We start from the raw sequence: 22,755 nt of genomic DNA, 5'->3' as shown, positions 1-22,755 counted from the left end.
GAAACTCGGCATAACGCATCGGAGATTGAGTATAGATTGAGTCAAACAGCAATGAAAACACACGAGTTTTATACATAATGACTCTCTGCAACATACAGTACAAAATGTACTCAAGGGCACAAATATAATGGCGTTTAAACGTTAAATTTCGCTAGAACAAGTCAATAGATTGCTGCATAAAACCACTAAGCGGGTATAATCGTCGCTTTATGACACTCATATTTGCCCATGAGGCATGGATCAATAATGACTCAAAATTTACAACGAGAATTCAATGTTGGCGGCAGCATTGAGCGGGCTTTGTCAGGCGATTACAGTCTTAAAACTGGTGATGTATTGAGGGAAGCCACCAGACTGACAACCAAGCAATTTATGCGTTTTACTCCAGCGATTTTACTGCTTCTGATCGCGCAGCTGATGATATTTTACGTCGCCCTTAAGTTGCAAATCAGCGATGTCTCGCAGATCTTTGATCTCGTCACCAATCCAGAAAACGTTGATGCCAATATTGTTCAGGCAATTTTCTTAGCTAACTTTAGCTATGAAGTGATCAGCGCCCCTTTCTATGCCGGTGTTAGCCTGATGGCGATGAGCCATGCTGCAGGCCTTGAGACGCAGACTCGCCACATCCTCAAAGGTCTTCAATTTACCGTTCCAGTTATCCTTGCTACATTAGCTTCTTTGCTACTACAAGGCGTGGTTGGGATGTTACTGCCGTTTGTGTCGCTGTATCTATCCCTCGCTTTCACAAATTCAACACTTCTGATTTGTGAAAAGCGCGTGACACCGATGATGTCTTTGTGGCTGTCACTGCGCGCAGTGAATAAGAAGATCCTGCCACTGACTGGGATCTACTTGATCATGATGTGCTTGTTCTTTATGGGTGCAATGCTCTATGGCATTGGATTAATTTTCGTCCTACCGCTTTTCTTCCATGTAAAAGCGATCATCTACCGAGAAATGTTCGGTATTCGTTTAAAAGTTATCGCAACCCAAGGGCCTTCCTCTGGTGATCAGCACAATGATTCCGATGATGACTCTGATAATGATCCGGGCAATGGTTCATCGGGTGGCGACCAATCAGGTAATAGCAAGGTTTTTAATGCGTAAAATAGAAGTATCAGTCGTGATTGCAACGTGTATCGTTGCAATCGCCAGCTGTGTCTCTTATCAAACTTCACGCGAAACAAAATCGCCAGTTGAAGAACAAATTGAGTCACAATCCGAGCAGAGCGAACAAGATGAGCCGTTGATTGAGGAAGCAATAGAGCTTCCAACACATAAGCCTGATTTTGATGCCATTGCTGATATCCCGACCAAAAAGCAGACTTTTTTTGACTACCTACGCCCCGGTATCGCTGTTGAAAACCAGCGTATTGCCAAAGAGCGCGAGTTGATCGAACAGCTTGCGCAACAACCCGTCTTGTCAGCCAAAGAGCGAGCGCAGCTGGTGGCGTTGGGTGAAGAGTATCGCCTGACTTTCCCTAAAGAGGGAGAGTCGACTCAGCGCTGGTTTGAAGTGATGCTGCAGCGCGTAGACGCTCTTCCGCCAGCCTTGGTACTGACTCAAGCGGCCAATGAGAGCGCTTGGGGGGCGTCACGTTTCGCAACAGAAGCAAACAACTATTTTGGTCAGTGGTGTTACAGTGAGGGTTGTGGATTAGTGCCTAACCAGCGTCCTTCGGGCATGACCTATGAAGTAGCGAAGTTTTCATCGGCAGCAGAGTCCACCCATCGCTATTTTATGAATGTTAATCGTAACTCAGCTTACGTGGAACTGCGCCAGATGCGTACCGAGCTGCGTGAGCAGGGCCAAGATATCGAAAGTATTGACGCGGCCAATATCCTAGCTGGTGGTTTGACTCGTTATTCGGAGCGTGGTCAGTATTATGTTGATGATATTCGTGCGATGATCCGCCACAACCACTCTTATTGGCAATGACCGTTAATACAGGGTAATCACCCCTAAAGAATGACAAGGACGTTATATGCAACAGACAAAGATAGGCCGTTTTGGCCTTCGAGTCGTGACGCCGCTGCTAGCCAGCCTAGCGGTGGCGTCTTCTTTTGCTTATCCCCAAGAATATCGTTTTACCTATTCAAAACTGTTCTCTCAACTCAAACATAACCTCAATCACGAGCAGAGTTTGGTGCGGCTGGGCGTGTTTTTTGTCGATACCAGCACTGGCTTTCCGTGTGATATTGACAAAGCTTGGATGGAAAACCCGAAGCACTATGCTCCGTTAAGTGTCTCGCCAAGTGGTGAGCTAAACCTGCCGCTCGATAGTAACTTACGTCAAGCTAACCCTTTGGTTTATGTCCACCTTGAACAGCCCGTGCAGTGTGATTTTTCTATGGTCGTGGTTAGCCGCGAGCCTCTATTTGAGGAGGTAAGTCACCAGCAGTTGGTGCTGATAAGAGATGATATGCAATCAATGCAGGCCAGTTTAGGTGGGATGTTTGCACGCTGGTTTACACCAAACATTGAGGGAGTTACTTTAGAATTTTCTCAGCCCCAAGGGGTGATCACTTTGGATAACGGCCAGCAGTTGCCAGTTCAAAATCACCGCGCCTCCATCGATCTTCGTGAGCTTGACGCATCAACCAAACTCTCGTTACCAGCAGAAACTCTGCGTGTGATGCCGTTTATTCCTGACGGAAGAGGCGAGATTTGAGAGGCGGGAAGCGAGAGTTAGCACAAAACTTATCTCTCGCATCAAACACCTCGTTACTCGGAACGAAGTGTAACCCGCACCTCGTGCCTGATTTTAGATGTTAGTTACATCTAATTGCAGTGATGGGTCGAACTGCTGTACTTCAAGCTCTTCGCTTGGAGTGCTTTCTGACATGGTTTCTTTGTCAAAACCGATATCGCCGCCGTTGATCACACCCGAGTCTTTATCAATCGATTTGAAATCGAATAAATCGAAATCGGCTAGGTGGCTTGGTACTACGTTTTGCATCGCACGGAACATAGTCTCGATACGGCCAGGGAAGCGCTTGTCCCAATCGTTGAGCATCTGCTTGATGTTTTGACGCTGCAGGTTTGGCTGAGAACCACACAGGTTACACGGAATAATTGGGTACTCACGCATTTCAGCGTATTTAATGATGTCTTTTTCGCGGCAGTAGGCCAATGGGCGGATCACCACGTGCTCGCCATTATCCGAAACCAGCTTCGGTGGCATCGCTTTCATCTTACCGCCGTGGAACATGTTCAGGAACAAGGTCTCGATGATGTCATCACGGTGGTGACCTAGGGCTATTTTGGTTGCGCCAAGCTCTTTTGCTGTGCGGTACAAAATGCCACGGCGCAGGCGTGAGCATAGCGAGCAGGTGGTTTTACCCTCAGGGATCTTATCCTGAACGATAGAGTAGGTGTCTTCTTCAACAATCTTGTATTCAACACCCAAGCTTTCTAGGTATTCCGGCAGGATATGACCTGGGAAACCTGGCTGTTTTTGGTCCAAGTTGACCGCAACCAGTGAGAATGAAACTGGCGCGCTTTTTTGCAAGCTCATCAGGATATCAAGCATGGTGAAGCTGTCTTTACCACCCGATAGGCACACCATAATGCGGTCACCGTCTTCAATCATATTGAAGTCAGCGATAGCTTGACCGGTGTTTCTGCGGATGCGCTTTTGTAACTTATTAAAGTTGTATTGCTGCGCTTTAGTAAGTTCGTTGGTTTGCTCGTTCATAAAGACTGTTTCGCTCAGTTTGGCCGCCATAATACTGACAGCGCTCACATGGTAAAAATGAACTGCGTATGATACCGATAATTTTGCTGACCACAAGTGCAAACAAGGCGAACATCCTGCTCGCCTTGTTTGAAATAACTTATTTTTAAGTCACTTTTATCTTTAGACTATTCTCCAGGCTCAAGCGGACTGATAAAGCCCTGCGGTTTAAGCGCAAGAACGTCACAGTCAATTTTATCGATGACATGCTCTGCCGTATTACCAATAAACACGGCTGATAAACCTGTCCGACCAGTGGTGCCAAGAATGACCATCGCCGCGTTTAGACGGTTTGCAACATCAGGAATAATGTCTTCCGGCAGACCTTGCTCAACAATGGTTTGCTGCTCATCGAGTCCATGTTTTTGACGCAGTGCCTTCATTGAGGTGAGATGATGACCCCGCACGGCATCGGTGTAAGTATTTGGGTCAAATTCTGGCAGCTCAATCGTAATGTTAGCTGGCGTGACCGGATAGGCGTTGACAAGATAGGGGGCTGCATGAAGCCGTTCAGACAAGCTTTTCAGCTGTTCTACCATACGATCATTTAAGTCAATATGTGTATCATACTCAGAGCCAACATGCACTGAGGCCATAATATTGGCATCCTCCGGCCAATGAGCATTTTTAACCAGCAGTACAGGGCTTGGACATTTACGCAGCAAGTGCCAATCGGTAGGGGTAAATAATACAGATTCAAGTACATCGTGCTTGCGTGTCCCTTTAATAACGATATCGTGCTCTCCAGCAAACACCTCGGCCACAATCGCTTCATAAGGGCGGTTATGCCAGACCACTTTGATGTCAAAGTCGATATCGTCATTGATATAAGGCTCGGCAATTTCACGCATCCAGGCTTCACGCTGCTGGATCACGCCACGACGCATCGCATCACGCTCATCGATGGACAGCATAGATGTCATGTCATAAGAAAAGTCGTAAATCGACAAGAATAGGGTAACGTGGCTTTTGCTCACCGACTTTGATGCAAGCTGCATCGCGCGCGCCAGGGCGGGTTGCTCTTCATGATTGATATCGGCAACAACTAGAATTTTGCTATAAATACTCATAATCCGTTCCTAAAACAGAGGACTTATTTCTAATGTAGCCTAAGCGATGCATAAGGTTTACTAAAAGCGGCCAATTGTGTGTAGAAGTATGATTTAGCTCATTATCTTAAGGGACAGAGGCGAGAATCATAAAACAAAGAAGCGAGATTCGAGAAGCGAGAGGCGAGGAAAGGCGCGCTCGCTGTGGAGGTTCCGTTACTCAAAATGCGGTGTTACTCGCTTTAAGTATTTAACACAGAGCGCAAGAGAGAACTTACGTATTGTCCCAAAGGTAGAAAAAGACATGCCTAATCTCCACGATCATACCTCGATTCTCGCAGCGCAGCGATCTCGCCTCTCGACTCTTTCCCAGAGGGAAAATAAAGAAAGCCCCGACATTAAGTCAGGGCTTTCGAAAAAGGGTTGTTTGTGGTGTTTGGGCTTATTTTTTGCTGACGCCGGCGAGATCCATCAGTGCTTCGTGGTCGATGATGGTGATGTATTTGCCTTTTACACTCAAGATATCGGACTTTTGGAAACGGCCAAGTAGGCGGCTGATGGTTTCAACCGTTAGGCCCAGGTAGTTGCCAATATCGCCACGGGTCATGGTTAGGCGGAACTCGCGAGGGCTGAAGCCACGTTGTGAGAAACGCGTCGATAGGTTGAACAAGAAGGCGGCAAGGCGCTCTTCGGCGTTCTTTTTCGACAGCAGCAGGATCATCTCTTGGTCGCCTTTGATCTCATTGCTCATCAAACGCATGATCTGTTGGCGCAGTTTAGGCATTTTGCCTGAGAGGTCATCTAAGATTTCGTATGGGATTTCACACACCATCGAAGTCTCTAGCGCTTGGGCAAAGCTTGGGTGCATGTCCCCGGTAATAGCATCAAAACCAACCAGATCACCGGCCAGGTGGAAAGCAGTGATCTGCTCGTCACCTTGTTCGGTAATCGTGTAGCTCTTGATAGTGCCTGAGCGGATCGCGTACAGCGACTTAAGCTCGTCACCCGCCTTGAACAGCTCTTGACCCTTTTGGATCGGCTTTTTGCGCTCGATGATCTCATCAAGCTGATCAAGTTCACTGTCATTGAGAGTGAACGGAATACAGAGTTGGCTAATACTACAATCTTGGCAATGGATAGCACAGCCACCAGACTGAATACGTTTTACAGAAGGCTTTTCCGAAATCATAACAACCGCTTTACAATTTGATGTACATCAATATTTTACCACCATCTTACCTGTAGGGGTAGTAAAAAAACAAGAGCCAGTTCAATGTAATGTCATCATTGTTATTACATGTACCGCGCTATAGAGACCATAAGCGATCAATGCGACGCCCGCTATTTTCTTAAAAAGTGAGGAGGCTTTTAGCTGATGGATTGCCGCAGAGCCAATGCCAAACGCTAGCATAGAGGGCATCGTACCTAGCCCAAACGCCAGCATTACCAATGCCCCCTCACTGGCCCCGCCAGAGATGACGGCCCAAGTTAACATTGAGTAAACTAACCCACAGGGTAGCCAGCCCCACAGAAAGCCGAGGGGTATCGCCGACAACGGTGAGCGAATCGGTAGCCATCGCTTGGTTAATGGTGAAATAATCCGCCAAATTCCTTTGCCTAGCTGTTCTATCTTGAGAATGCCAAACCACCACTGGGCGATATACAAACCGAGAGCGATCATAATCACCGCAGCGAGGAGCCTGAGCACGACAAAAGCTTGGGTTAGCTCTGAGAGTTCAAGAAGGCTCGCCAAGGCGCCACCGAGTAGGGCTCCGAATAGGGCATAACTCGATAAGCGTCCAAGGTTATAACCGACAATATTAGGTAGTTTATTGACTGAAGAAACTTGCTGCTCACCGCCTAGTGAAACCAAAGAGGCGATTCCACCACACATTCCCATGCAATGCACGGAGCCTGCAATCCCCACCATAAATGCACCGATAAGATCCAAGTTCATGATTTCTTATCCGCCTTGTTGCCCGTCATGTGGGCGTCATCGTCAAACAAGATATTGTGTCCTTGTCGCTCGAGGTCTTCGAACTGATCGTTACGCACCGCCCAAAGGAAAACGCCGACCGCAACCGCGACTAATATAATGGCGATAGGAATAAGGATATAAATGCTTTCCATGCTCACCTCATTGATTATTGTTTAAGTAAACGTAACGAGTTAGTCACTACGATGACTGAACTTGCTGACATGCCTAATACGGCGACATATGGTGCAACGAGTCCTGCCACCGCCAGTGGTAAGATAACCATATTGTACCCCAGTGACCAGGCAAGGTTCTGTGCGATGATCTTACGTGTTTTATCTGCATGCTGCTTGGCATTAAGGATGCGATCAAGCTTGTCCCCCAGTAATACCATATCAGCCGATGCCTTCGCCACATCGGTCCCTCCGCCCATAGCAACCGATAAGTGGGCTCCGGCTAAGGTGGGGGCGTCATTAATACCATCACCAATCATCATGGTGACATCACGCTGTTTCACCGATTGCAGATACTGCAATTTTCCTTGTGGTGAAGCGCTAGTAACAACGTGCTCAATCCCGACTTTGTCGGCCACTGGGCGAGCGTTATGCATTGAATCCCCGGTCAATAGGGTCACCTTGGCACCGCTCTCAATGAAACTACGAATAAAGGCATTACTCTCTTCACGTACTGGGTCATGATAGAAGAAGGTGGCAGCATGCTGGCCATTAATGGACAAATAAACGGCATTGTTCTCATCTTCGCCAGTACCTTGAGGCACTACATAGTCGGCGCTACCTACCTTTATTCTGTGTTGATTAATGGTGCCTTCAACCCCTAAACCGATATGATTATCAACCTCCTGGGCCTCTAACAACTTGCCAGGAAGTGACGTAAATGCTTTTGCAATAGGGTGATTGGCATGAGCTTCGAGGGTTTTGGCTTGCGATACACAATCATCGTAGTGAAAGCCAGGCTCAATGCGTACCTTGGCTATCTCAATATTGCCCTCGGTTAGGGTACCAGTTTTATCGACCACTAGGTGATTGACCTTACACAGAGTCTCAAATACATGGTTTTTACGCAGTAAAATCCCCAAGCTACTCATTTGAGAGGTCGCGCAGGTTAGGGCGGTTGGCGTCGCTAGTGAGAGTGCACAAGGGCAGGTGGCAACAAGTACGGATAACATGATCCAAAATGCATCATCTGGGCGGGCCTGCGACCAATACCAATAGGTCACGGCTGAGATCAGCAATATTGCGGCAACAAAGTAGCGCGCCACGACATCCGCCACCTCGGCAATGCGTGGCTTGGACAGCTCGGCAGAGTCTTGTAAGCGCACGATGTTGTTCAGTACTGAGTTGTGCTTATCCGCAGTGACTTCGAGCTCAAAGGCTTCATCGCCATTGAGCGTACCCGCATACACCGCGCTGCCGCTGCATTTTCTCACCTGGAGTGACTCTCCGGTCAACATAGACTCATCAACGAGGAGTTCAGTTTGAGAAAGAACCGTGCCATCGGCAGGAATATGCTCTCCAGGCAAGACACGTATTTGATCGCCAGGACGCAGTGTTTTGACTGGTACTTGGTTACCCTCCAAGGTGGTCGCGACTGCGGGGATGAGTTTGAGTAAATTTCCGCTTGCAGCGGCGGCTTTACGTCGAGCACGCATCTCTAGAAAGCGCCCCACCAAAAGAAAAAAGGTGAACATTGAGATCGACTCGAAAAACACTTCACCTTTTTGTTCAACCGTGGCGACCACACTGGCTACATAGGCAAAGATCAGGGCCAACGAGACGGGCACATCCATACCCAAGGTGCGTGATTTCAGGCTGCGCCAAGCATTGAGATAAAAGGGCAATGCCGAGTAGAGCAAGACAGGCGTGGCAAAAATCAGGCTCACCCAGCGGAAAAAATGCTTAAACTCCTGCTCAAGATCGCCAAAGACCTCAAGATACAAAGCCACCGCCAGCATCATCACCTGCATTGTGGCAAGTCCGGCAATGCCCAGACGATAGAGATACTGCTTCATCTGCCGATGGTATGCCGCCTCATGTTTATCCGCTTCAAAGGGCGCAGCCTTGTAGCCGAGTTGATGGATAATCGACAATACTTCACTAAGGCGCGTCACCGTATCATCCCAAACCAACAGTGCGCGCAGTGTCGTGGTGTTCACGCTAATTGATAGCACGCCAGGGTGGGCCGCAACTTGCTTTTCAATCAACCAAGCACACGCCGCACAAGATACGCTCTCTAGTGACAATGTCACTTCCGAGCTATTGTCCGTACTACGAACAAACTCAGCCTGCACATCCTTATTATCATAATGAATCAGAGCTTTGAGCTGCTCGGGAACCAGCTCAACTCGCTCGGCGGGGGCGGTTCTGTATTGGTAGTAAGAGACTAGGTCATTATCAACGATCGTCTGCGCGACCGTTTCGCATCCCAGGCAGCACATGGTGCGAATTGTGCCTAGGATTTCGACTTCAAAGTTCGTGCTCTCTGGTACAGCTTCACCGCAGTGGTAACACGATTGGCACATAGTGGACAGTGCTCCCTGTAACGCTAATTAGTGAGTGGTGTTGGTTGCTCTAATGGAAAGAACACCCGCCCTTGGATCAGCCACTGATCATCATGCGGAGTGACTTCAACGAACCAGGGCCCTGAGATGCTGGCTGGCGGGGTAAAGCGATAGATGCCCTGTGCATCGGCGGTCACCAGCATCTCAAAATCTTGATCAGGCAGAGTACGGTGGGCATACATGACCTTAATTGCGGGGAAGTGGCTGAGCTCACCTTGCGCCAAACGAATCACCATCTGCTCACCGTTTTGATCAATTTGTGCCGACAAGCCAAGCTCTTTCGCCTTATTAACCTTCGACAGGTCAATGTTGATGCCTTTGCCTTTCTTGTAGTAATCCTCGGTGACAAGGTCGACGGAGTTTTTCGAAAAGATGATGACAGTGATGATGGTCCATACGACAACAGTACCTGGGAGAATAATGAGGAACCACGGCCAGAACTGCTTATACCAAGGTTTTTGCATAAAACGCTCTCGAAAAGAAGTAAAAGTGGAGAGTAAAATGTAAGGGAATTGCAGCCCCTAAAAAAAGGGGCCGTTATCGTTTTGTTACGTTTTATTGATCGGAATTGCTCAAACTCCAAACGTAGGCTGAGACAAGCTGGACTTTCTCTTCACCCAAGATGTCTTTCCAGGCTGGCATCACACCAGAGCGACCGTTGACAATCGTTTCCGTGACGTCGGCGCGAGAGCCACCGAACAGCCAGATTTGATCGGTTAAGTCCGGCGCTCCAACCGCCGGGTTACCTTTGCCGTCAGTGCCATGACAAGCGGCACAGACCACAAAGCGCGCTTTACCGGCCTCTGCTTCTTTGGCGTTCACCGAGCGGCCAGAGAGGCTGAGCGTGTATGAAACAACCTCGCGTACACCATCTTCACCAAGCACATCGATCCATCCCGGCATCTGACCAACTCGACCCTCCATAAGGGTGGTTATGATAGCCTCAGGCTCACCGCCATACAGCCAAGCGTTGTCAGTCAAGTTAGGGAAGCCCTTTTGGCCACGCGCATCTGAGCCATGACATTGAGAACAGTTTTGCAAGTACAGCCCTTGTCCAGCCTTGAGCGCCTCAGGATCCAAAGCGATTTCCTCTAAGGGCTTAAGACCCGAGCCATCACTGAGGTTGGCCAGTTGAGTGAATTTTTCACCAAAATAGCTATCTGCATCATCGAGCTCTTTGGCGTATTGCACCAAGCGCCGCTCAGACTGAGCACTGGCGATCGATGCGCGAGACTCCGCTAGTGACTTGACGGTTTGATCTGAGCTCTGCCATCCAAGTAGGCCTTGGAAGTTGCCTAGGCCAGGATAAAGTGCCAAATAGACCGCGGCGAACACGAATGTCCCGGCAAATAAGTAAAACCACCACTTAGGCAGGGGATTGTTCAGTTCACGAATACCATCGTACTCGTGCCCCATATCTGCACCATCTTCAACTCCCATCTTGTCTTTCTGACACCAAGCCAACAGTGCCACACAGCCAACTAATGTGCCGATAGTGATGATAATGATCCATAAACTCCAAAAAGTTGTCATTATTTATCCACTCCCTGTTGTGTTTGCTTAGTGGCAGATTGGTGATGGTGTTCATCATCAAAAATCAGATTTGCTGCCTCCTCAAAGCGTGATTTGCGGCTTTTTCCATAAGCCCACCACACAACGCCAATGAAACTGACAAAAAGCACGATGGTCCAAATACCGTGGAATGTACCAATATCCATAACGCCTCCTATTTCATTGCGTGGCCAAGGGATTGCAAGTAGGCAATGATGGCATCCATCTCTGTCTTTCCTCGCACATCACTCTGAGCGCTCGCGATTTGCTCGTCAGTATACGGTACGCCAAATTGGTTTTTGAAGATCTCTAATTTCTTCTGCGTCAATTTGCCATCGAGCACATTTTGCTCAAGCCATGGGAAACCTGGCATGTTTGACTCTGGAACCAACTCTCGTGGGTTGATTAAATGCACGCGATGCCACTCATCGGAGTAACGGCCGCCAACACGTGCCAAATCCGGACCAGTGCGCTTCGAGCCCCATAGAAATGGGTGCTCCCAAACATGCTCACCGGCAACAGAGTAGTGACCGTATCGCTCAGTTTCCGAGCGGAAAGGGCGGATCATTTGCGAGTGGCACACGTTACAGCCCTCACGAATATAAATATCACGACCTTCCATTTCGAGTGCGGTATACGGACGAAGATTATCGACAGGCTCTGTGGTTTGCTTTTGAAAAATCAACGGCGTGATTTCAGCCAACGCGCCCAAACTAATGGCAAAGATGATCAATATTGCCAATAGACCGACATTTTTCTCCACGATTTCGTGGCGATTGTTCGAATTAGAACTCATTATCGTCTCCTTATGCCGGTTGAGGTTGAGCTTTGAGGCTGCCTTGCGGCGCAACAACCGTCTTGTAGACGTTGTAAGCCATCAGGAACATACCAGCGAGGAAGATAAATCCGCCGACAAAGCGAACCGTGTAGTACGGGTAGGAGGCTTGAACGGACTCGACAAAGCTGTAGGTTAAAGTGCCGTCCGAGTTCACCGCACGCCACATCAATCCTTGCATTACTCCCGAGATCCACATTGCCACAATATAAAGCACGGTGCCTATGGTGGCGAGCCAGAAGTGGGTGTTGATCAGGCTAACTGAGTACATCCGCTCTTGACCAAATAGGCGTGGGATCAAGTGGTAAACCGAACCAATTGAAACCATGGCTACCCAGCCCAGTGCGCCTGAGTGAACATGACCTACGGTCCAGTCGGTGTAGTGCGACAACGCATTGACAGTCTTGATTGACATCATCGGACCTTCAAAGGTCGACATGCCGTAGAAAGACAAGGAAACGATCAGGAATCGCAGGATAGGATCATAACGCAGCTTATGCCAGGCACCTGACAGTGTCATGATACCGTTGATCATGCCACCCCAAGAAGGGGCAAACAAAACCAGTGACATGACCATCCCAAGAGATTGGGTCCAGTCGGGCAGGGCCGTATAGTGCAGATGGTGAGGACCAGCCCAGATATACAAAGAAACCAGTGCCCAGAAATGGACAATCGATAGGCGATATGAGTAGACCGGGCGCTCTGCTTGCTTGGGCACGAAATAGTACATCATACCCAGAAATCCCGCTGTCAATAAGAAGCCTACCGCGTTATGTCCATACCACCACTGGACCATGGCATCAACTGCGCCTGAGTACACCGAATAGGACTTCCCGAGTGAAACGGGTATCGCCATGCTGTTAACCACATGCAGAACGGCGACAGTCAGTATAAAGGCGCCGAAGAACCAGTTGGCCACATAGATATGCGAGGTCTTTCGCTTAATAAGGGTGCCAAAGAAGACGATGGCATACGCCACCCAAACGAGGGTGATCGCGATATCAATTGGCCACTCAAGTTCGGCGTATTCTTTACCAGACGTGAGTCCCAGAGGCAGTGTGATGGCTGCAGAAAGGATAATGGCTTGCCACCCCCAAAAGGTGAATGGCACTAAAGGCCCACCAAACAGGCGGGTTTGGCAAGTACGCTGCACGACATAATAGGAGGTCGCGAACAGAGCACTGGTACCGAACGCAAAAATAACCGCATTAGTATGCAACGGACGTAACCGACTGTACGTCAACCACGGCGTATCAAAGTTTAGCTGTGGCCAAACTAATTGAGCGGCAATCAATACACCTACGGCCATGCCGACAATGCCCCATAAAACAGTAACTAGGGTGAACTGTCGAACCACGGTGTAGTTGTAGTTTTCTTCTAGCTGCTTTTCTTGGCTCATTTACATGCTTCCAATTTCAAACATACCACACCATTCACACCCGAGATCAGAGACATCATGATCGCAGGGGTAAGTTGATGGGTATTAACTACACTTTACTTCCAACACGACTTGCGTCGTAATGCCACCAAAATCATTTGAGAGAAGAGAATTGAAACATATAACTTTAACCATCTTCCCTGATGATTTTTATAAAAGTGACATTTTCGTTATCAACTATACTGCAGTTAACATTTCAATGACAGGGTGTTAACCTGGTAGTGAGTTGGAAATAGATCCTTTATTTCAAAACTTTGAAGTTTGTAACACGAGGTAAATCGGAGATGGCAGCGCAACCGTTAACCAAGGCAAGAATTGTACAAATATTAATCACACTTGCTGTATTAATTACCGCGTTTTGGTGGCGCACGGCTGCCTACAATCGGGCAGAGCAAGAACCAGTGGAGTGTATGCTTGGTGAGGTATGCCAGATCGATGCAGGCGTAACCATCACTGCCGTCCGCACTGAGCTGGGCACTGTTTTGATCTCAGGCTTAAAGCCAACCTGGCAGCTCACCGACAAAGCTGGTGTAAACTTGCATCAAACAGAGGAAGGTTATTCCATTGCTTTAGAAAACGAGCAACTTGGTGAAATAGAACTAAAACTCACAGAAATGAACAATCAGCAAGCGATCGATCTCATCATTGCTTTAGATTAATGTTTTTTTCGACATATTGGATTAGTATACGCGCTAAGATGTATTCACTTTAACCGAAGATCGACGAATTTTGATGAAGTTTGCAACGGGTATTAGCCAGCTTAATAAACCTGACCAAGCGGTTTTAGAGATACGTGCACAACTGCCGAATGGGCAGCCTAGTAGCATCATTTGCTACTACAGTCAGGAGTTCGAGCCAAATCAGCTGCAATCTGAACTCAAAAACGCATTTCCGGGCACTCCCATCGTGGCATGCTCGACTTGTCGTGGCGTGTTCAGTGATAAAGGTGTCCACTTTGGCACTGTGGTTGGTGTGATGGCGATCTATGATGATGCAGCCAGTAGCTACACCACCTTGGTCGCGCAGATCCCTACGAATGAGCAAACTCGCCAGTCAATCCATACCGCACTTGACTCAGCCCTCGAGCAGCTTGACCGCATCGGAGAGCTGCCATCATTTATACTCTGCCATCCAACTCCTGGGCTTGAGGAGAGTGTCGTGTCTGCCATTGATGAGTATTTCATTTCACCGGTGCCCATTGTCGGCGGCAGTGCGTCTGATAACCGAGTCTGGGGACTATGGTCACTGTTTGATGAGAACCAATGCACTCAGTCTGGAGTTGCGTTGATGTTGTTCTACACCCAAGCCAAATGCACACACTCTTTTAGTTCTGGCTATTCAAAAACCCCGTTTTCTGGCGTCGTTACCAAGTCTTGCGGGCGAGAGATATTTGAAATAGATGGAGAGCCCGCAGAACAGGTCTACCGACGCTGGATTGCCGAGTACGCCAATGTGGATGTACCTTTGCACTTTGAGTTTGATCTCGTGACCAAGTACTCGCTCGGGCGTAAGGTGGGTGAGCTATTTGATCATAGCTATTACAAGTTATCGCATCCAATCAGAGTCAGTAATCAAGAGGGAGCGATTCTCCTATTTACTGACATTCAAGAGGGTGACAGGGTCACTATGATGGATGGCAATCAAGATGAGATGATCCTTCGCCCCGCGCGAGTACTGCAAGATGCTTCCGTCGGCAATACTCCGCAGGGTGCCATTTTTGTTATTTGCGCAGGTCCCATGATGTATCTCAAAGAGGATATTCATCAAGTCTATCATCACATTGTGGATGCACTAGGCTCTACGCCATTCCTATCACCATTTACGTTCGGTGAACAAGGGCGCTTCATCGGCGGTGAAATTGCACATGCCAATTTGATGGTGACCTCTGCGGTCTTCCATCAGTAGAAATAAGCAAGGACAAGCAACAATGCCAAATCGAAGTCAGGAACAACTGAGAGAAGCCCTGTTTGAGCTTAATCGCAGCCGAGAAAGAGAGGCCGCTCTGCTCAAAGAGAATATGACTATTCTTGACGCTATCTCAAAGATAACTGGCGCTTCAAACAAAGAGCAGATCTTTCAAGAGCTGCACAAAGTACTTTCTCTCTATATTGAATTTGACGAATTTTTGGTCTTGTCCAAAAGTAAAATGCAAACCAGTTATGCCTGTTTGCAAGCGACATCACCGGAATTCAACTCTGTCTATTGGAAGCATGGCGCAAAATTTAACCGCGTGTTAGAGGGAGAAACAATTGTTATCTTCGATACGACACGTATCGAAGAAATTCAGACCCTTAACCGACGTATAAGCCCATCAATCAACTCCGCGCTATTAGTTGGTGTCTGCAGTGAGCTCTCTGATGCGATTATATTACTTTTAGGTAATAAACCCGGCCAATTTTCGCTTGAGACCAGAGAGACACTTAATCGCTTTCGCCCGCTCTTAGAGCGCGCGGTATTCGATATCGAGCATAAAGAACAGCTTACAATCTTGGTTCGTCAGCGAACGGTTCAGCTCGAGCATGCCAAAAGAAAAGCCATCGACGCCAATGAGGCGAAGTCCAAGTTTCTTGCCATGATGAGTCATGAGTTTCGTACTCCGCTTAACTCGGTATTGGGCTACATCGATGTGTTATCACAACAGGTGAAGGGCAGTGAATCACAAAATATACTGTCCCAAATGACCACATCCGCCGAAATGCTGTTGGCACTAATCGGTGATATTCTCGACGTTACCCAAATCGAGCGTGGTAGCTTTCCACTTAACCGCAGTTGGGTAGGATTAAGGAAAACGTTAGAAAACAGCATTGCTTACCATCAAACACTGGCGAAAAGTAAACAGCTCGATTTCAATTACGTGATTGATATCGAGGAAGGCCTTAATGCCTACATGGATTCTAGTCGTCTATCGCAGATCATTTTCAATTTGCTTGGCAATGCCGTTAAATTTACCGACAAGGGCTCAGTCTCATTTTACGCCTCGCTTAACAATGGCGAGTTGCTGCTTACGTTTACTGATACAGGGATCGGCATTGCACGAGAGAACTTGGATAAGCTGTTTGTGCCGTTTGTCCAAGCCGACTCAAGCATTACCCGACAGTTTGGCGGGTCAGGCTTGGGACTTAGTATCACCAAACATATTGTCGAGCTGAAAGGTGGGGTTATTCACCTCGATTCCATAGAATCTAAAGGGACGACGGTCGAAATCAAGATGCCACTGGAAACACGTAAGGCTCTTGCGAATGAAGGTAATGCTTCAAGATCAGCGCAGGCTAGGGTAGGCAAGCATGTTCTGGTTGTAGAAGACACAAAAACCAACCAAGTTGTCGCAAAACTTATTCTAGAAAACAGTGGTTTTATAGTTTCAACGGTTGATAACGGCGCACTAGCCGTTGATTATATGCGTAATAGTCAAAACAAAGTTGATATTATTCTTATGGATATCTCAATGCCAGTGATGGATGGCATCACTGCAACAAAGAAAATTCGTGAGTTTAATTGCCACACGCCGATAATCGCACTGACCGCGCACGCAATGGAAACAGATAAAAATCAATGCTTTAAATGTGGGATGAATGAGTTCATCTGTAAACCGATTCGACAAAGTGAGGTGGTCGGGACAATAGACCAAGTACTAGCGACCAACATTGAACTTGAGTATACCGATTGCTAAATCATAGTCTAATGAGATAAATATCATGAAAAATACGCGTAACTTAGTGGAGAGTATCACAGAGGTATTTATCTGTAGTTGTCTATTATTTGTTAGCGATTTTGTGTTGCGGATCGTTGGCTTGCGATTATTGAGCATAACAGGTAATGCGACCACCGATATATTGGCGGTCGGCATTCTGAGCTTTGCATTGTTGCAATCTGGTGTGGTGCGTTTTATTCGTCTCGTCGCACTTGGCTTGATACGATCATAAATTTGGGTCGATACCATCTACCCAAACGCATGCGACCCAAACTGCCTTAAGCCGCATTCAATTGTGCGCGGTGGTTTTGTTTACGATACCAGTAAATGCATGCAGCAATCGAGGTGTACAAGTAAGCCAGTATCGCTATCAAAGGTGAAGAAGCCAAGTTGGCCATAAAGGTAAGCGATAAGCCCAACGAAGTGATTACCAGTTTAGCCAGTAAGCCAAGGAACAGCATTCCCATCGCAAGTTGCGGCATCGACGTCCGCTGAAATGCAATCCAGTAGCATGCACCTAATGATAATAAGGCCACAATCGAGCCAGCTGCAAAAGCTTCAGAGTGTTCAATTGAAGAGATGCCAAACAAGGCAAGACAGACCAAGACACAGATAAATTTCATTAACAGACTCCCGTAGGGTTCGATTCAAATCCATTCATTCAAGCGTTAATCAATCAACGCTGCCATTGTCTATTTATTCGCCACAAATGCAAGCTAAGATCGACGATTTAGTCTGGTTTGTCTAATTTTCTAACCAAAAGCGGCAAAAAAGCATACATTCATCACAAGGCTCAATAGTGGTATTGCCACAGCAAATGACCGGTTCAACGCTCATTATTGACTGTCAAACCGCCATACCGATCATCTTGGTAAACTCTAATTACTGCAACGAGTGACGGTTTTTCAAATGCTCGCGTCTTTATTGGCATTGAGCCGGCACACAGGCAGGCTTTGAATGTCGTGATGCTCAGAGAGTAACAACGAACTAACAGCTTTAAGCGTTTAGCGACTGATAGATGGTAAAAGGCATAACCAGCTAATAATCATCTAATTAATCGATAGATAATTAGATGATTATTAGCTATTTTATGGTAAATACAATTATGTTCAATACGTTGGCTGATTGAAGATGAGGGGAGTAATGGATGTGAATACAAGTATATCTACATAAGTCATATTTAACATAATATACATAATACGCACTGGAGGTTGTTTTGTTAACATACGGATTTTCAACGACTTTTTGCGAACCTCGTCACGCTACAGCCCCCGTAAACCCTAGAGTTTTTGCACCAATATCACTTTTTCTATACGTTTGTTTCGCTTTTGTTTCGGTAACGCGAAAAAACATAACTTTTATAAGCGCCTTGAGCGTCCCCATTTAATAGCGCGTGACTATTGAACCCCTTCAAATTAATAGCCACATCCGATTAAAAAGCGGCTTAATTTTAATTTCAGAACTGTGAGAAATATCACAATGCTAGATACATCATTTAAAGAGTTGCTATTCAAAAACTTTGATTCCGTTCAGTCTGCCGCTGACTGGTTTCACGTCAAACCGATCACCGTGCAACGTTGGCTAGACGGCACATCCCACATTAACCCGATGGCGGAAAAGCTGCTGATCATCAAATCCATTGGCTACTTGCCCAATGACGTGCGTTGGTCAGGCTTTCGCATCAACGAGCAAAAAGGCATCATTACCACGCCCGATGGTCGCGAGTTCAGCCCCAAAGAGCTCGACAGCTTTGCTATCCATAAAGACGAACACCGCCAGTTTGTCGAACGCTACGGCCACATTGAAGCACCGAAAGTTTATCCCGCCAAGGAAAACCATTTTCCGTTTCGTGGCGGTCGCCGTCCAAAAGCCGCGATTTGGATACCGACAAAATACAAATAAGTGACACTGTGACTGTTTGATTTTTGATGTGCCACTAATGACAAAAGCCCCATTAAGGGGCTTTTTGTGTTAGTTGAAGTGCTTCATGGTCAGTTCAATATCACGCACTTTCTCGATCAATTTGTTCAAAATCTCTTTGTGTATCCGTTGGTTATACCAAAGCATCCCAAGGAAAATGATTTCAGTCGGTCGAAAACCCAACTCACTCATGAGTGCGACCGCTGGAAATTCCGCCATAGTGCCACCCTAGCCCGTTTTAAGCTCATCACGCAGCGTTTCCCACAGACCCACGCCAATCGGTACAACGACTGCCGCCGCTGAGCCAATCACGCCGCCAAGGTGTAACCCCGTGTCGGTTAACTCGGCGTTAAACAAATGACCATTGCCCGAAAGCAGCGCCACCGCCGACCCGATCAGCGCCAGCCCGCGCCACGTCGATTTTTGGTTAAACTTCATCATATTAATGCGACTCCCTCGATAGCATCTTCAATCGTGTAATGGCGTCCAACTTCCATCACTGACATCGCGTGAACGGTACGCGCTAACAAATGGCGATCTTGCATATCGAGCCGCTCATTGACATCAACGCCCAATTCTCCCGCGACAAACGCCGCGTAGTTCTTGGTATTGTTTTCGTTTGGCGGTGCAAAGCGATTTATCATCTCGGCGAGCGTGTAAAGCCCGTATTTGGTCTGATAATTCTGCATGATCTTCGCACCTGCACGAAACCCATACTTAGGATGTGAAAACGTTTCAAATTCATTGTCCTTGGATGCGCCCGCTTCACCTTGCCAAGCGTTGCCAATGCGAATGTTTAGCGGGTTATTGTTGCGCACTCCGCGCGGTAAAAGTAAATCGCTCATTTTGCTGTTACGTGCTCCCCATACACCGATTAACGCGAGAATGACAAAGGCCAAAATCAGTGATTTAGCCGCCATATTCGGTATCCTCTGCATCAAAAACGCGGATTTGGCCGCCGATACTGTACACCGACCCTTTACTGGTTGAGTCCAAATGTGACAACGTCCCTTGTGCATCGCAAACATAGAAATTCGCTGTCATATCGGCGCGCTCATGTGACGCAAGCCCCGTTTGCCAATCAATGAACATATCAGGGTTAGCGGCGAGCCAATCCATAAAATGACCGGAGAAATTTAACCGTTTGTTGCTTGCGTCCCAATAGGCGGGCAGATACACACTCGCGCCGAATCCATTTTCAATGTAGATGCGTAACCGCAACTCGTTAGCCGCTTCAATTTGAGTAATTAAACTGCTGTCTGATATGGAAAACGCGCCGTTAAATGTCATTGACATACCAAAGCGCGTGGCGGCTTGAGTTACCCATTCGTCTGGGATTGGCTCACTTCGCCCGTGTTGCAAATACGCTTTGTGCGCTTCAAGTGGGTTTAAACAGTTAGTGTAAATCGCTGAATCATAGCGATAAAATAACTCTGTCTTGCCGACTTTTTCGTAATGCGGCGAGAGGTGAATTTTATACTCTCCACCGTCACGACCATTTTCACGGATATTAAATCCGCACTGCATCGCACAATTAAACGGCGTTTCACCGCCTAGATTTAGCCCGTCCAGAAATTGCGCGAGATACTCCAACTTATTGCGCGGATCGCCTTCTGGCAGATTGTCGAACACTTCACCGATAGCGATTTCATCGGCTTTTTTCTTTGGATAACCCATTGTTAAACCTCGATTACCATCAAGCGATCACCCGCTTGAGCATTAAGAAAAATTTCGCCTTTTGCGGCAAGCTGTAACACCTCGCCCGCGTCCAGCTCGTACACCTGCGCGCCCGTCTCCGCGTCCATCAATTCAATGGCGCTCGCATTATCCTTGTGCGCTTTGATGGTCACACCCTTGCGCGCATCGTCTTTTGCAATGCTGGCGGGGAACGTATCAAAGGCGTGCGTTTTAAATCGCCCAGAGGCGAGCACATACGCATTTACGGCAGGCATTTTGGAGACTTCCACTTCTGGCAGTGTCGCTACCTCGACCGCTGGCAAGGTGGCTACCTCCACGGCGGGCAGTGCGGACACCTCCACCGCTGGCATGGTTGCCACGTCTACGGCGGGCACTTTGCTCACTTCGACTGCTGGCATGGTAGATACCTCGACCGCTGGCAGTGTGGAGACTTCCACCGCTGGCATGGCGGCCACTTCGACTTGTTGACCCTTTACTGGCGGCGTGAATGTGCCCGCGCCCGTTTCGATATGAATTTCACCGTGACCACTGAGAAAGACGCGCCCAATCTCATCACTGCTATGGTGATAAACGGCGGTTTCTGCGAGCTTGACCAACTCGCTCGTTTCATCAATCGTCATGGTGAACGGTGCATCGGCTTTTTCAACGTGTACCCATTTTGCGCCAATGGTCAAAGGCATTGGCTGACCGTCAATTAACTGAATAATCATTTTTTCGCCACCGCTCCATAGGACACCACACCCAACACCAAACACACCACCACGATCAGCACGATTTGTTTGGTATCACTTTCGCTTTTGCCGCCGTCTTGTTTGAACTTGGCAAGCTCCATCATTGACGAGAGATTCGCACTATTTTGCGCCGCTTGGTTGCCAGCAAGCCCAGCAATCATGGATAAATTCTCGCTGTTGGTGCTGCTGTATTCATCGAGCGCGTGCGCGGCAAACATGGTATTAATTTCGTGCGTATCGGATAAAAACGCCGTGTTGGTATCGTGTGTATCACGCACCAAAGCGGAGTTAATTTCGTGCGAGTTTTGCACGAACTCGACACCATCGGAAAACATGTTTTGACCCGCTTCAATCACCTCGCCGCCAAGCTCTAACGCGCCCTTGACCGCGCCGTGATCGGTCGCTGTAATGTTAATTTCTGAGTTATTAACGCCGCTGAGATTCGTGCCTAAGTTATCGCCGCTAATGGCGGTTTGACCGCTGACATTAGTGGTTTGATTACTGCTGCTAGAACTGGATTTACCACCCACTTTTTAAAACTCCCATTTCATAGAAGTGACCCCGTCACACTGACTTTCACTAATGCCAAGTGCACGGCATAACTTCGCTACCCCTTTGAAATGCGTATCCGCGCCAATGCTCGATAACCCCGCCTTTTCTACGTAGTGACGCAACTCGCGCACGGCCTCAACCATGCCGCGACCCGCCAGCCCCCACAAAAAATAGGACTCCCCGACAACCTCGCCCGCAACCACCACATCAAAGCGCTCACCCGTTAAGTGATACACCGACACGCGCCCCGCTTTGATTTCTTGCTGCATCAAATCAAAGTCTTTCGGGCACGCTCGAAACGCTCGCTTTAGTCGCTCAATAGCCCCGCGTTGCGCGGATACGCACTCAATCATTTTTTCGTGAACCAAAGCGTGGCGAGAATCCCCACACCCACGACAATTAGCCACTTGTTAGGATTACCCATATTGATAGACCCGATTGATTGACCGTTAGAATTTGTGCCACCATCCGCGCCGCTGGTCGCTTGACCACCATTGATCGGCGCGGTATTGGTTAAACTTCCAAAATCTGAAAGCATTAGAACACCCCCAATTTGATAGAGAGAAAGACCGCCAGCGCGAGTACGATTAACCACGTTAGGCGGTTAAATCCGTCACTGGCCGAAAATCCAAGATAAGCCCCAAGAGCGCCGCCCCCTAAGAAGGGAAGAAAAATCAAAGGCATTATTTTTTCCCCTTCGTAGCCACGTACAACACCCCGCAAATCGCCACCGCAACACCCGCCGCGATTGCCATATCTTTGCTAATGGTGAACCCGCCAGCGCCGCCACTTTGGACAGGCTCGCCGTTGGGCTGTTGGTAGTTGTTTTCGTTGGCGCGGTTTTCATCAGGGTTTGCGGATGAAACGCGATCGGCCTCTTGGTCAACTTTGGCATTGAGCCAGTTGTCGCCTAACTCGCCCACGGCATCAATTGCGCCGCCGACTAGTTCGCCGCCCGTTTCGAGTAAGTCATTCCACCAATCCATGCAAACCCCCT

29 protein-coding genes are annotated in these 22,755 nt (G+C 47.9%); 8 read left to right on the top strand and 21 right to left on the bottom strand.

Annotated elements, in window-relative coordinates; translation table 11 throughout:
* Positions 1-246: 246 nt before the first annotated feature.
* The 3 genes from ACZ5R2_RS10260 to ACZ5R2_RS10250 are packed head-to-tail and all read left to right on the top strand — an operon-like array spanning position 247 to position 2,675.
* The gene (locus tag ACZ5R2_RS10260) at positions 247-1,110 is read left to right on the top strand and encodes a DUF2189 domain-containing protein (RefSeq protein ID WP_464902159.1); all 864 of its coding nucleotides are present in this window, start codon (positions 247-249) and stop codon (positions 1,108-1,110) included.
* On the top strand, positions 1,103-1,942 hold the full coding sequence (locus ACZ5R2_RS10255) for a glucosaminidase domain-containing protein (RefSeq protein ID WP_464902158.1): 840 nt from the start codon (positions 1,103-1,105) through the stop codon (positions 1,940-1,942). Before ACZ5R2_RS10260 ends, ACZ5R2_RS10255 begins: the two co-directional genes overlap by 8 nt.
* Positions 1,943-1,988: 46 nt before the next feature.
* Entirely contained in the window at positions 1,989-2,675 is a 687-nt protein-coding gene (locus ACZ5R2_RS10250; protein WP_464902157.1) for a DUF2987 domain-containing protein, read from the top strand.
* Positions 2,676-2,768: 93 nt separating this feature from the next.
* Here ACZ5R2_RS10250 and ttcA read toward each other — a convergent pair whose 3' ends face one another.
* The 11 genes from ttcA to ccoN form a co-directional block, all read right to left on the bottom strand.
* The gene (gene ttcA, locus ACZ5R2_RS10245; protein WP_464902156.1) at positions 2,769-3,701 is read right to left on the bottom strand and encodes a tRNA 2-thiocytidine(32) synthetase TtcA; all 933 of its coding nucleotides are present in this window, start codon (positions 3,699-3,701) and stop codon (positions 2,769-2,771) included.
* A gap of 167 nt (positions 3,702-3,868) precedes the next feature.
* Positions 3,869-4,810, bottom strand: coding sequence for a universal stress protein UspE (gene uspE / locus ACZ5R2_RS10240; protein WP_464902155.1), 942 nt, complete (start codon positions 4,808-4,810; stop codon positions 3,869-3,871).
* 421 nt (positions 4,811-5,231) lie between these two features.
* Positions 5,232-5,978: an FNR family transcription factor gene (locus tag ACZ5R2_RS10235; RefSeq protein WP_438459340.1), complete on the bottom strand. Its 747-nt coding sequence runs from the start codon at positions 5,976-5,978 to the stop codon at positions 5,232-5,234.
* A gap of 81 nt (positions 5,979-6,059) precedes the next feature.
* Positions 6,060-6,746 carry a sulfite exporter TauE/SafE family protein gene (locus ACZ5R2_RS10230; RefSeq protein ID WP_464902154.1) on the bottom strand — a complete coding sequence of 229 codons (687 nt, stop codon included), beginning with the start codon at positions 6,744-6,746 and terminating at the stop codon, positions 6,060-6,062.
* Positions 6,743-6,919 (bottom strand): cbb3-type cytochrome oxidase assembly protein CcoS, encoded by a 177-nt coding sequence (gene ccoS, locus ACZ5R2_RS10225; RefSeq protein WP_464902153.1) that lies wholly within the window; start codon positions 6,917-6,919, stop codon positions 6,743-6,745. Before ccoS ends, ACZ5R2_RS10230 begins: the two co-directional genes overlap by 4 nt.
* Before the next feature lie 14 nt (positions 6,920-6,933).
* A complete protein-coding gene (locus tag ACZ5R2_RS10220) occupies positions 6,934-9,303 on the bottom strand; it encodes a heavy metal translocating P-type ATPase (RefSeq protein WP_464902152.1) in 2,370 nt (789 codons plus the stop codon).
* Positions 9,304-9,326: 23 nt separating this feature from the next.
* A complete protein-coding gene (locus tag ACZ5R2_RS10215; RefSeq protein ID WP_464902151.1) occupies positions 9,327-9,806 on the bottom strand; it encodes a FixH family protein in 480 nt (159 codons plus the stop codon).
* 91 nt (positions 9,807-9,897) lie between these two features.
* On the bottom strand, positions 9,898-10,875 hold the full coding sequence (ccoP, locus tag ACZ5R2_RS10210) for a cytochrome-c oxidase, cbb3-type subunit III (RefSeq protein WP_464902150.1): 978 nt from the start codon (positions 10,873-10,875) through the stop codon (positions 9,898-9,900).
* Positions 10,875-11,060, bottom strand: a complete 186-nt coding sequence (locus tag ACZ5R2_RS10205) for a cbb3-type cytochrome oxidase subunit 3 (protein WP_464902149.1) — start codon at positions 11,058-11,060, stop codon at positions 10,875-10,877. The genes ccoP and ACZ5R2_RS10205 overlap by 1 nt, the downstream gene beginning before the upstream one ends.
* A gap of 8 nt (positions 11,061-11,068) precedes the next feature.
* Positions 11,069-11,689, bottom strand: a complete 621-nt coding sequence (ccoO, locus tag ACZ5R2_RS10200) for a cytochrome-c oxidase, cbb3-type subunit II (RefSeq protein WP_464902148.1) — start codon at positions 11,687-11,689, stop codon at positions 11,069-11,071.
* Positions 11,690-11,699: 10 nt separating this feature from the next.
* Positions 11,700-13,127 carry a cytochrome-c oxidase, cbb3-type subunit I gene (gene ccoN / locus ACZ5R2_RS10195; protein ID WP_464902147.1) on the bottom strand — a complete coding sequence of 476 codons (1,428 nt, stop codon included), beginning with the start codon at positions 13,125-13,127 and terminating at the stop codon, positions 11,700-11,702.
* Positions 13,128-13,450: 323 nt separating this feature from the next.
* Here ccoN and ACZ5R2_RS10190 point away from each other — a divergent pair, with 323 nt between their 5' ends.
* The 4 genes from ACZ5R2_RS10190 to ACZ5R2_RS10175 all read left to right on the top strand — a co-directional run bounded on the left by ACZ5R2_RS10190 (position 13,451) and on the right by ACZ5R2_RS10175 (position 17,089).
* A complete protein-coding gene (locus ACZ5R2_RS10190; protein ID WP_464902146.1) occupies positions 13,451-13,825 on the top strand; it encodes a hypothetical protein in 375 nt (124 codons plus the stop codon).
* 73 nt (positions 13,826-13,898) lie between these two features.
* On the top strand, positions 13,899-15,071 hold the full coding sequence (locus ACZ5R2_RS10185; protein WP_464902145.1) for an FIST signal transduction protein: 1,173 nt from the start codon (positions 13,899-13,901) through the stop codon (positions 15,069-15,071).
* 22 nt (positions 15,072-15,093) lie between these two features.
* Complete coding sequence (locus ACZ5R2_RS10180; RefSeq protein WP_464902144.1) at positions 15,094-16,836, top strand: response regulator; 1,743 nt, start codon at positions 15,094-15,096, stop codon at positions 16,834-16,836.
* 25 nt (positions 16,837-16,861) lie between these two features.
* Positions 16,862-17,089: a hypothetical protein gene (locus ACZ5R2_RS10175; protein ID WP_464902143.1), complete on the top strand. Its 228-nt coding sequence runs from the start codon at positions 16,862-16,864 to the stop codon at positions 17,087-17,089.
* A gap of 46 nt (positions 17,090-17,135) precedes the next feature.
* Here ACZ5R2_RS10175 and ACZ5R2_RS10170 read toward each other — a convergent pair whose 3' ends face one another.
* Positions 17,136-17,480 (bottom strand): NADH:ubiquinone oxidoreductase, encoded by a 345-nt coding sequence (locus ACZ5R2_RS10170; RefSeq protein WP_464902142.1) that lies wholly within the window; start codon positions 17,478-17,480, stop codon positions 17,136-17,138.
* A gap of 856 nt (positions 17,481-18,336) precedes the next feature.
* Between ACZ5R2_RS10170 and ACZ5R2_RS10165 the strand changes: the two genes are divergently transcribed.
* Positions 18,337-18,759, top strand: coding sequence for a phage protein (locus ACZ5R2_RS10165; RefSeq protein ID WP_464902141.1), 423 nt, complete (start codon positions 18,337-18,339; stop codon positions 18,757-18,759).
* A 69-nt stretch (positions 18,760-18,828) separates the two neighbouring features.
* Here ACZ5R2_RS10165 and ACZ5R2_RS10160 read toward each other — a convergent pair whose 3' ends face one another.
* The 9 genes from ACZ5R2_RS10160 to ACZ5R2_RS10120 form a co-directional block, all read right to left on the bottom strand.
* Positions 18,829-18,996, bottom strand: coding sequence for a hypothetical protein (locus tag ACZ5R2_RS10160; protein ID WP_464902140.1), 168 nt, complete (start codon positions 18,994-18,996; stop codon positions 18,829-18,831).
* Between the two features lie 9 nt (positions 18,997-19,005).
* Positions 19,006-19,218: a hypothetical protein gene (locus tag ACZ5R2_RS10155; RefSeq protein ID WP_464902139.1), complete on the bottom strand. Its 213-nt coding sequence runs from the start codon at positions 19,216-19,218 to the stop codon at positions 19,006-19,008.
* The gene (locus ACZ5R2_RS10150) at positions 19,215-19,697 is read right to left on the bottom strand and encodes a structural protein (protein WP_464902138.1); all 483 of its coding nucleotides are present in this window, start codon (positions 19,695-19,697) and stop codon (positions 19,215-19,217) included. The genes ACZ5R2_RS10155 and ACZ5R2_RS10150 overlap by 4 nt, the downstream gene beginning before the upstream one ends.
* Positions 19,687-20,454 (bottom strand): hypothetical protein, encoded by a 768-nt coding sequence (locus ACZ5R2_RS10145; protein WP_464902137.1) that lies wholly within the window; start codon positions 20,452-20,454, stop codon positions 19,687-19,689. The genes ACZ5R2_RS10150 and ACZ5R2_RS10145 overlap by 11 nt, the downstream gene beginning before the upstream one ends.
* A 2-nt stretch (positions 20,455-20,456) precedes the next feature.
* Positions 20,457-21,185, bottom strand: coding sequence for a hypothetical protein (locus tag ACZ5R2_RS10140; RefSeq protein WP_464902136.1), 729 nt, complete (start codon positions 21,183-21,185; stop codon positions 20,457-20,459).
* The gene (locus ACZ5R2_RS10135) at positions 21,182-21,736 is read right to left on the bottom strand and encodes a chemotaxis protein (RefSeq protein ID WP_464902135.1); all 555 of its coding nucleotides are present in this window, start codon (positions 21,734-21,736) and stop codon (positions 21,182-21,184) included. Before ACZ5R2_RS10135 ends, ACZ5R2_RS10140 begins: the two co-directional genes overlap by 4 nt.
* A 3-nt stretch (positions 21,737-21,739) precedes the next feature.
* Positions 21,740-22,111 (bottom strand): DNAase, encoded by a 372-nt coding sequence (locus tag ACZ5R2_RS10130; protein WP_464902134.1) that lies wholly within the window; start codon positions 22,109-22,111, stop codon positions 21,740-21,742.
* A complete protein-coding gene (locus ACZ5R2_RS10125; RefSeq protein WP_464902133.1) occupies positions 22,108-22,296 on the bottom strand; it encodes a hypothetical protein in 189 nt (62 codons plus the stop codon). The genes ACZ5R2_RS10130 and ACZ5R2_RS10125 overlap by 4 nt, the downstream gene beginning before the upstream one ends.
* 145 nt (positions 22,297-22,441) lie before the next feature.
* On the bottom strand, positions 22,442-22,744 hold the full coding sequence (locus ACZ5R2_RS10120; RefSeq protein WP_464902132.1) for a hypothetical protein: 303 nt from the start codon (positions 22,742-22,744) through the stop codon (positions 22,442-22,444).
* Positions 22,745-22,755: the final 11 nt, after the last annotated feature.

Source organism: Vibrio sabulosilitoris, assembly GCF_055391395.1.
Note: the sequence above shows the minus strand (reverse complement) of the source record. Positions and strands in the feature narration are given on the sequence as shown.

Bases quoted from the DNA above. Each gene is read 5' to 3' on its own strand.
- ACZ5R2_RS10185 (WP_464902145.1), top strand. From the start codon at position 13,899: ATGAAGTTTGCAACGGGTATTAGCCAGCTTAATAAACCTGACCAAGCG.
- ACZ5R2_RS10165 (WP_464902141.1), top strand. From the start codon at position 18,337: ATGCTAGATACATCATTTAAAGAGTTGCTATTCAAAAACTTTGATTCC.
- ACZ5R2_RS10140 (WP_464902136.1), bottom strand. From the start codon at position 21,185: ATGATTATTCAGTTAATTGACGGTCAGCCAATGCCTTTGACCATTGGC.
- ACZ5R2_RS10150 (WP_464902138.1), bottom strand. From the start codon at position 19,697: ATGGCGGCTAAATCACTGATTTTGGCCTTTGTCATTCTCGCGTTAATC.
- ACZ5R2_RS10205 (WP_464902149.1), bottom strand. From the start codon at position 11,060: ATGGATATTGGTACATTCCACGGTATTTGGACCATCGTGCTTTTTGTC.
- ACZ5R2_RS10260 (WP_464902159.1), top strand. From the start codon at position 247: ATGACTCAAAATTTACAACGAGAATTCAATGTTGGCGGCAGCATTGAG.
- ccoN (WP_464902147.1), bottom strand. From the start codon at position 13,127: ATGAGCCAAGAAAAGCAGCTAGAAGAAAACTACAACTACACCGTGGTT.
- ACZ5R2_RS10145 (WP_464902137.1), bottom strand. From the start codon at position 20,454: ATGGGTTATCCAAAGAAAAAAGCCGATGAAATCGCTATCGGTGAAGTG.
- ACZ5R2_RS10170 (WP_464902142.1), bottom strand. From the start codon at position 17,480: ATGAAATTTATCTGTGTCTTGGTCTGTCTTGCCTTGTTTGGCATCTCT.
- ACZ5R2_RS10215 (WP_464902151.1), bottom strand. From the start codon at position 9,806: ATGCAAAAACCTTGGTATAAGCAGTTCTGGCCGTGGTTCCTCATTATT.
- ACZ5R2_RS10125 (WP_464902133.1), bottom strand. From the start codon at position 22,296: ATGCTTTCAGATTTTGGAAGTTTAACCAATACCGCGCCGATCAATGGT.
- ccoS (WP_464902153.1), bottom strand. From the start codon at position 6,919: ATGGAAAGCATTTATATCCTTATTCCTATCGCCATTATATTAGTCGCG.
- ACZ5R2_RS10190 (WP_464902146.1), top strand. From the start codon at position 13,451: ATGGCAGCGCAACCGTTAACCAAGGCAAGAATTGTACAAATATTAATC.
- ACZ5R2_RS10230 (WP_464902154.1), bottom strand. From the start codon at position 6,746: ATGAACTTGGATCTTATCGGTGCATTTATGGTGGGGATTGCAGGCTCC.
- ACZ5R2_RS10220 (WP_464902152.1), bottom strand. From the start codon at position 9,303: ATGTGCCAATCGTGTTACCACTGCGGTGAAGCTGTACCAGAGAGCACG.
- ACZ5R2_RS10130 (WP_464902134.1), bottom strand. From the start codon at position 22,111: ATGATTGAGTGCGTATCCGCGCAACGCGGGGCTATTGAGCGACTAAAG.
- ACZ5R2_RS10180 (WP_464902144.1), top strand. From the start codon at position 15,094: ATGCCAAATCGAAGTCAGGAACAACTGAGAGAAGCCCTGTTTGAGCTT.
- ccoO (WP_464902148.1), bottom strand. From the start codon at position 11,689: ATGAGTTCTAATTCGAACAATCGCCACGAAATCGTGGAGAAAAATGTC.
- ACZ5R2_RS10155 (WP_464902139.1), bottom strand. From the start codon at position 19,218: ATGATGAAGTTTAACCAAAAATCGACGTGGCGCGGGCTGGCGCTGATC.
- ACZ5R2_RS10250 (WP_464902157.1), top strand. From the start codon at position 1,989: ATGCAACAGACAAAGATAGGCCGTTTTGGCCTTCGAGTCGTGACGCCG.
- ACZ5R2_RS10160 (WP_464902140.1), bottom strand. From the start codon at position 18,996: ATGGCGGAATTTCCAGCGGTCGCACTCATGAGTGAGTTGGGTTTTCGA.
- ACZ5R2_RS10120 (WP_464902132.1), bottom strand. From the start codon at position 22,744: ATGGATTGGTGGAATGACTTACTCGAAACGGGCGGCGAACTAGTCGGC.
- ttcA (WP_464902156.1), bottom strand. From the start codon at position 3,701: ATGAACGAGCAAACCAACGAACTTACTAAAGCGCAGCAATACAACTTT.
- ACZ5R2_RS10235 (WP_438459340.1), bottom strand. From the start codon at position 5,978: ATGATTTCGGAAAAGCCTTCTGTAAAACGTATTCAGTCTGGTGGCTGT.
- ACZ5R2_RS10175 (WP_464902143.1), top strand. From the start codon at position 16,862: ATGAAAAATACGCGTAACTTAGTGGAGAGTATCACAGAGGTATTTATC.
- uspE (WP_464902155.1), bottom strand. From the start codon at position 4,810: ATGAGTATTTATAGCAAAATTCTAGTTGTTGCCGATATCAATCATGAA.
- ACZ5R2_RS10255 (WP_464902158.1), top strand. From the start codon at position 1,103: ATGCGTAAAATAGAAGTATCAGTCGTGATTGCAACGTGTATCGTTGCA.
- ccoP (WP_464902150.1), bottom strand. From the start codon at position 10,875: ATGACAACTTTTTGGAGTTTATGGATCATTATCATCACTATCGGCACA.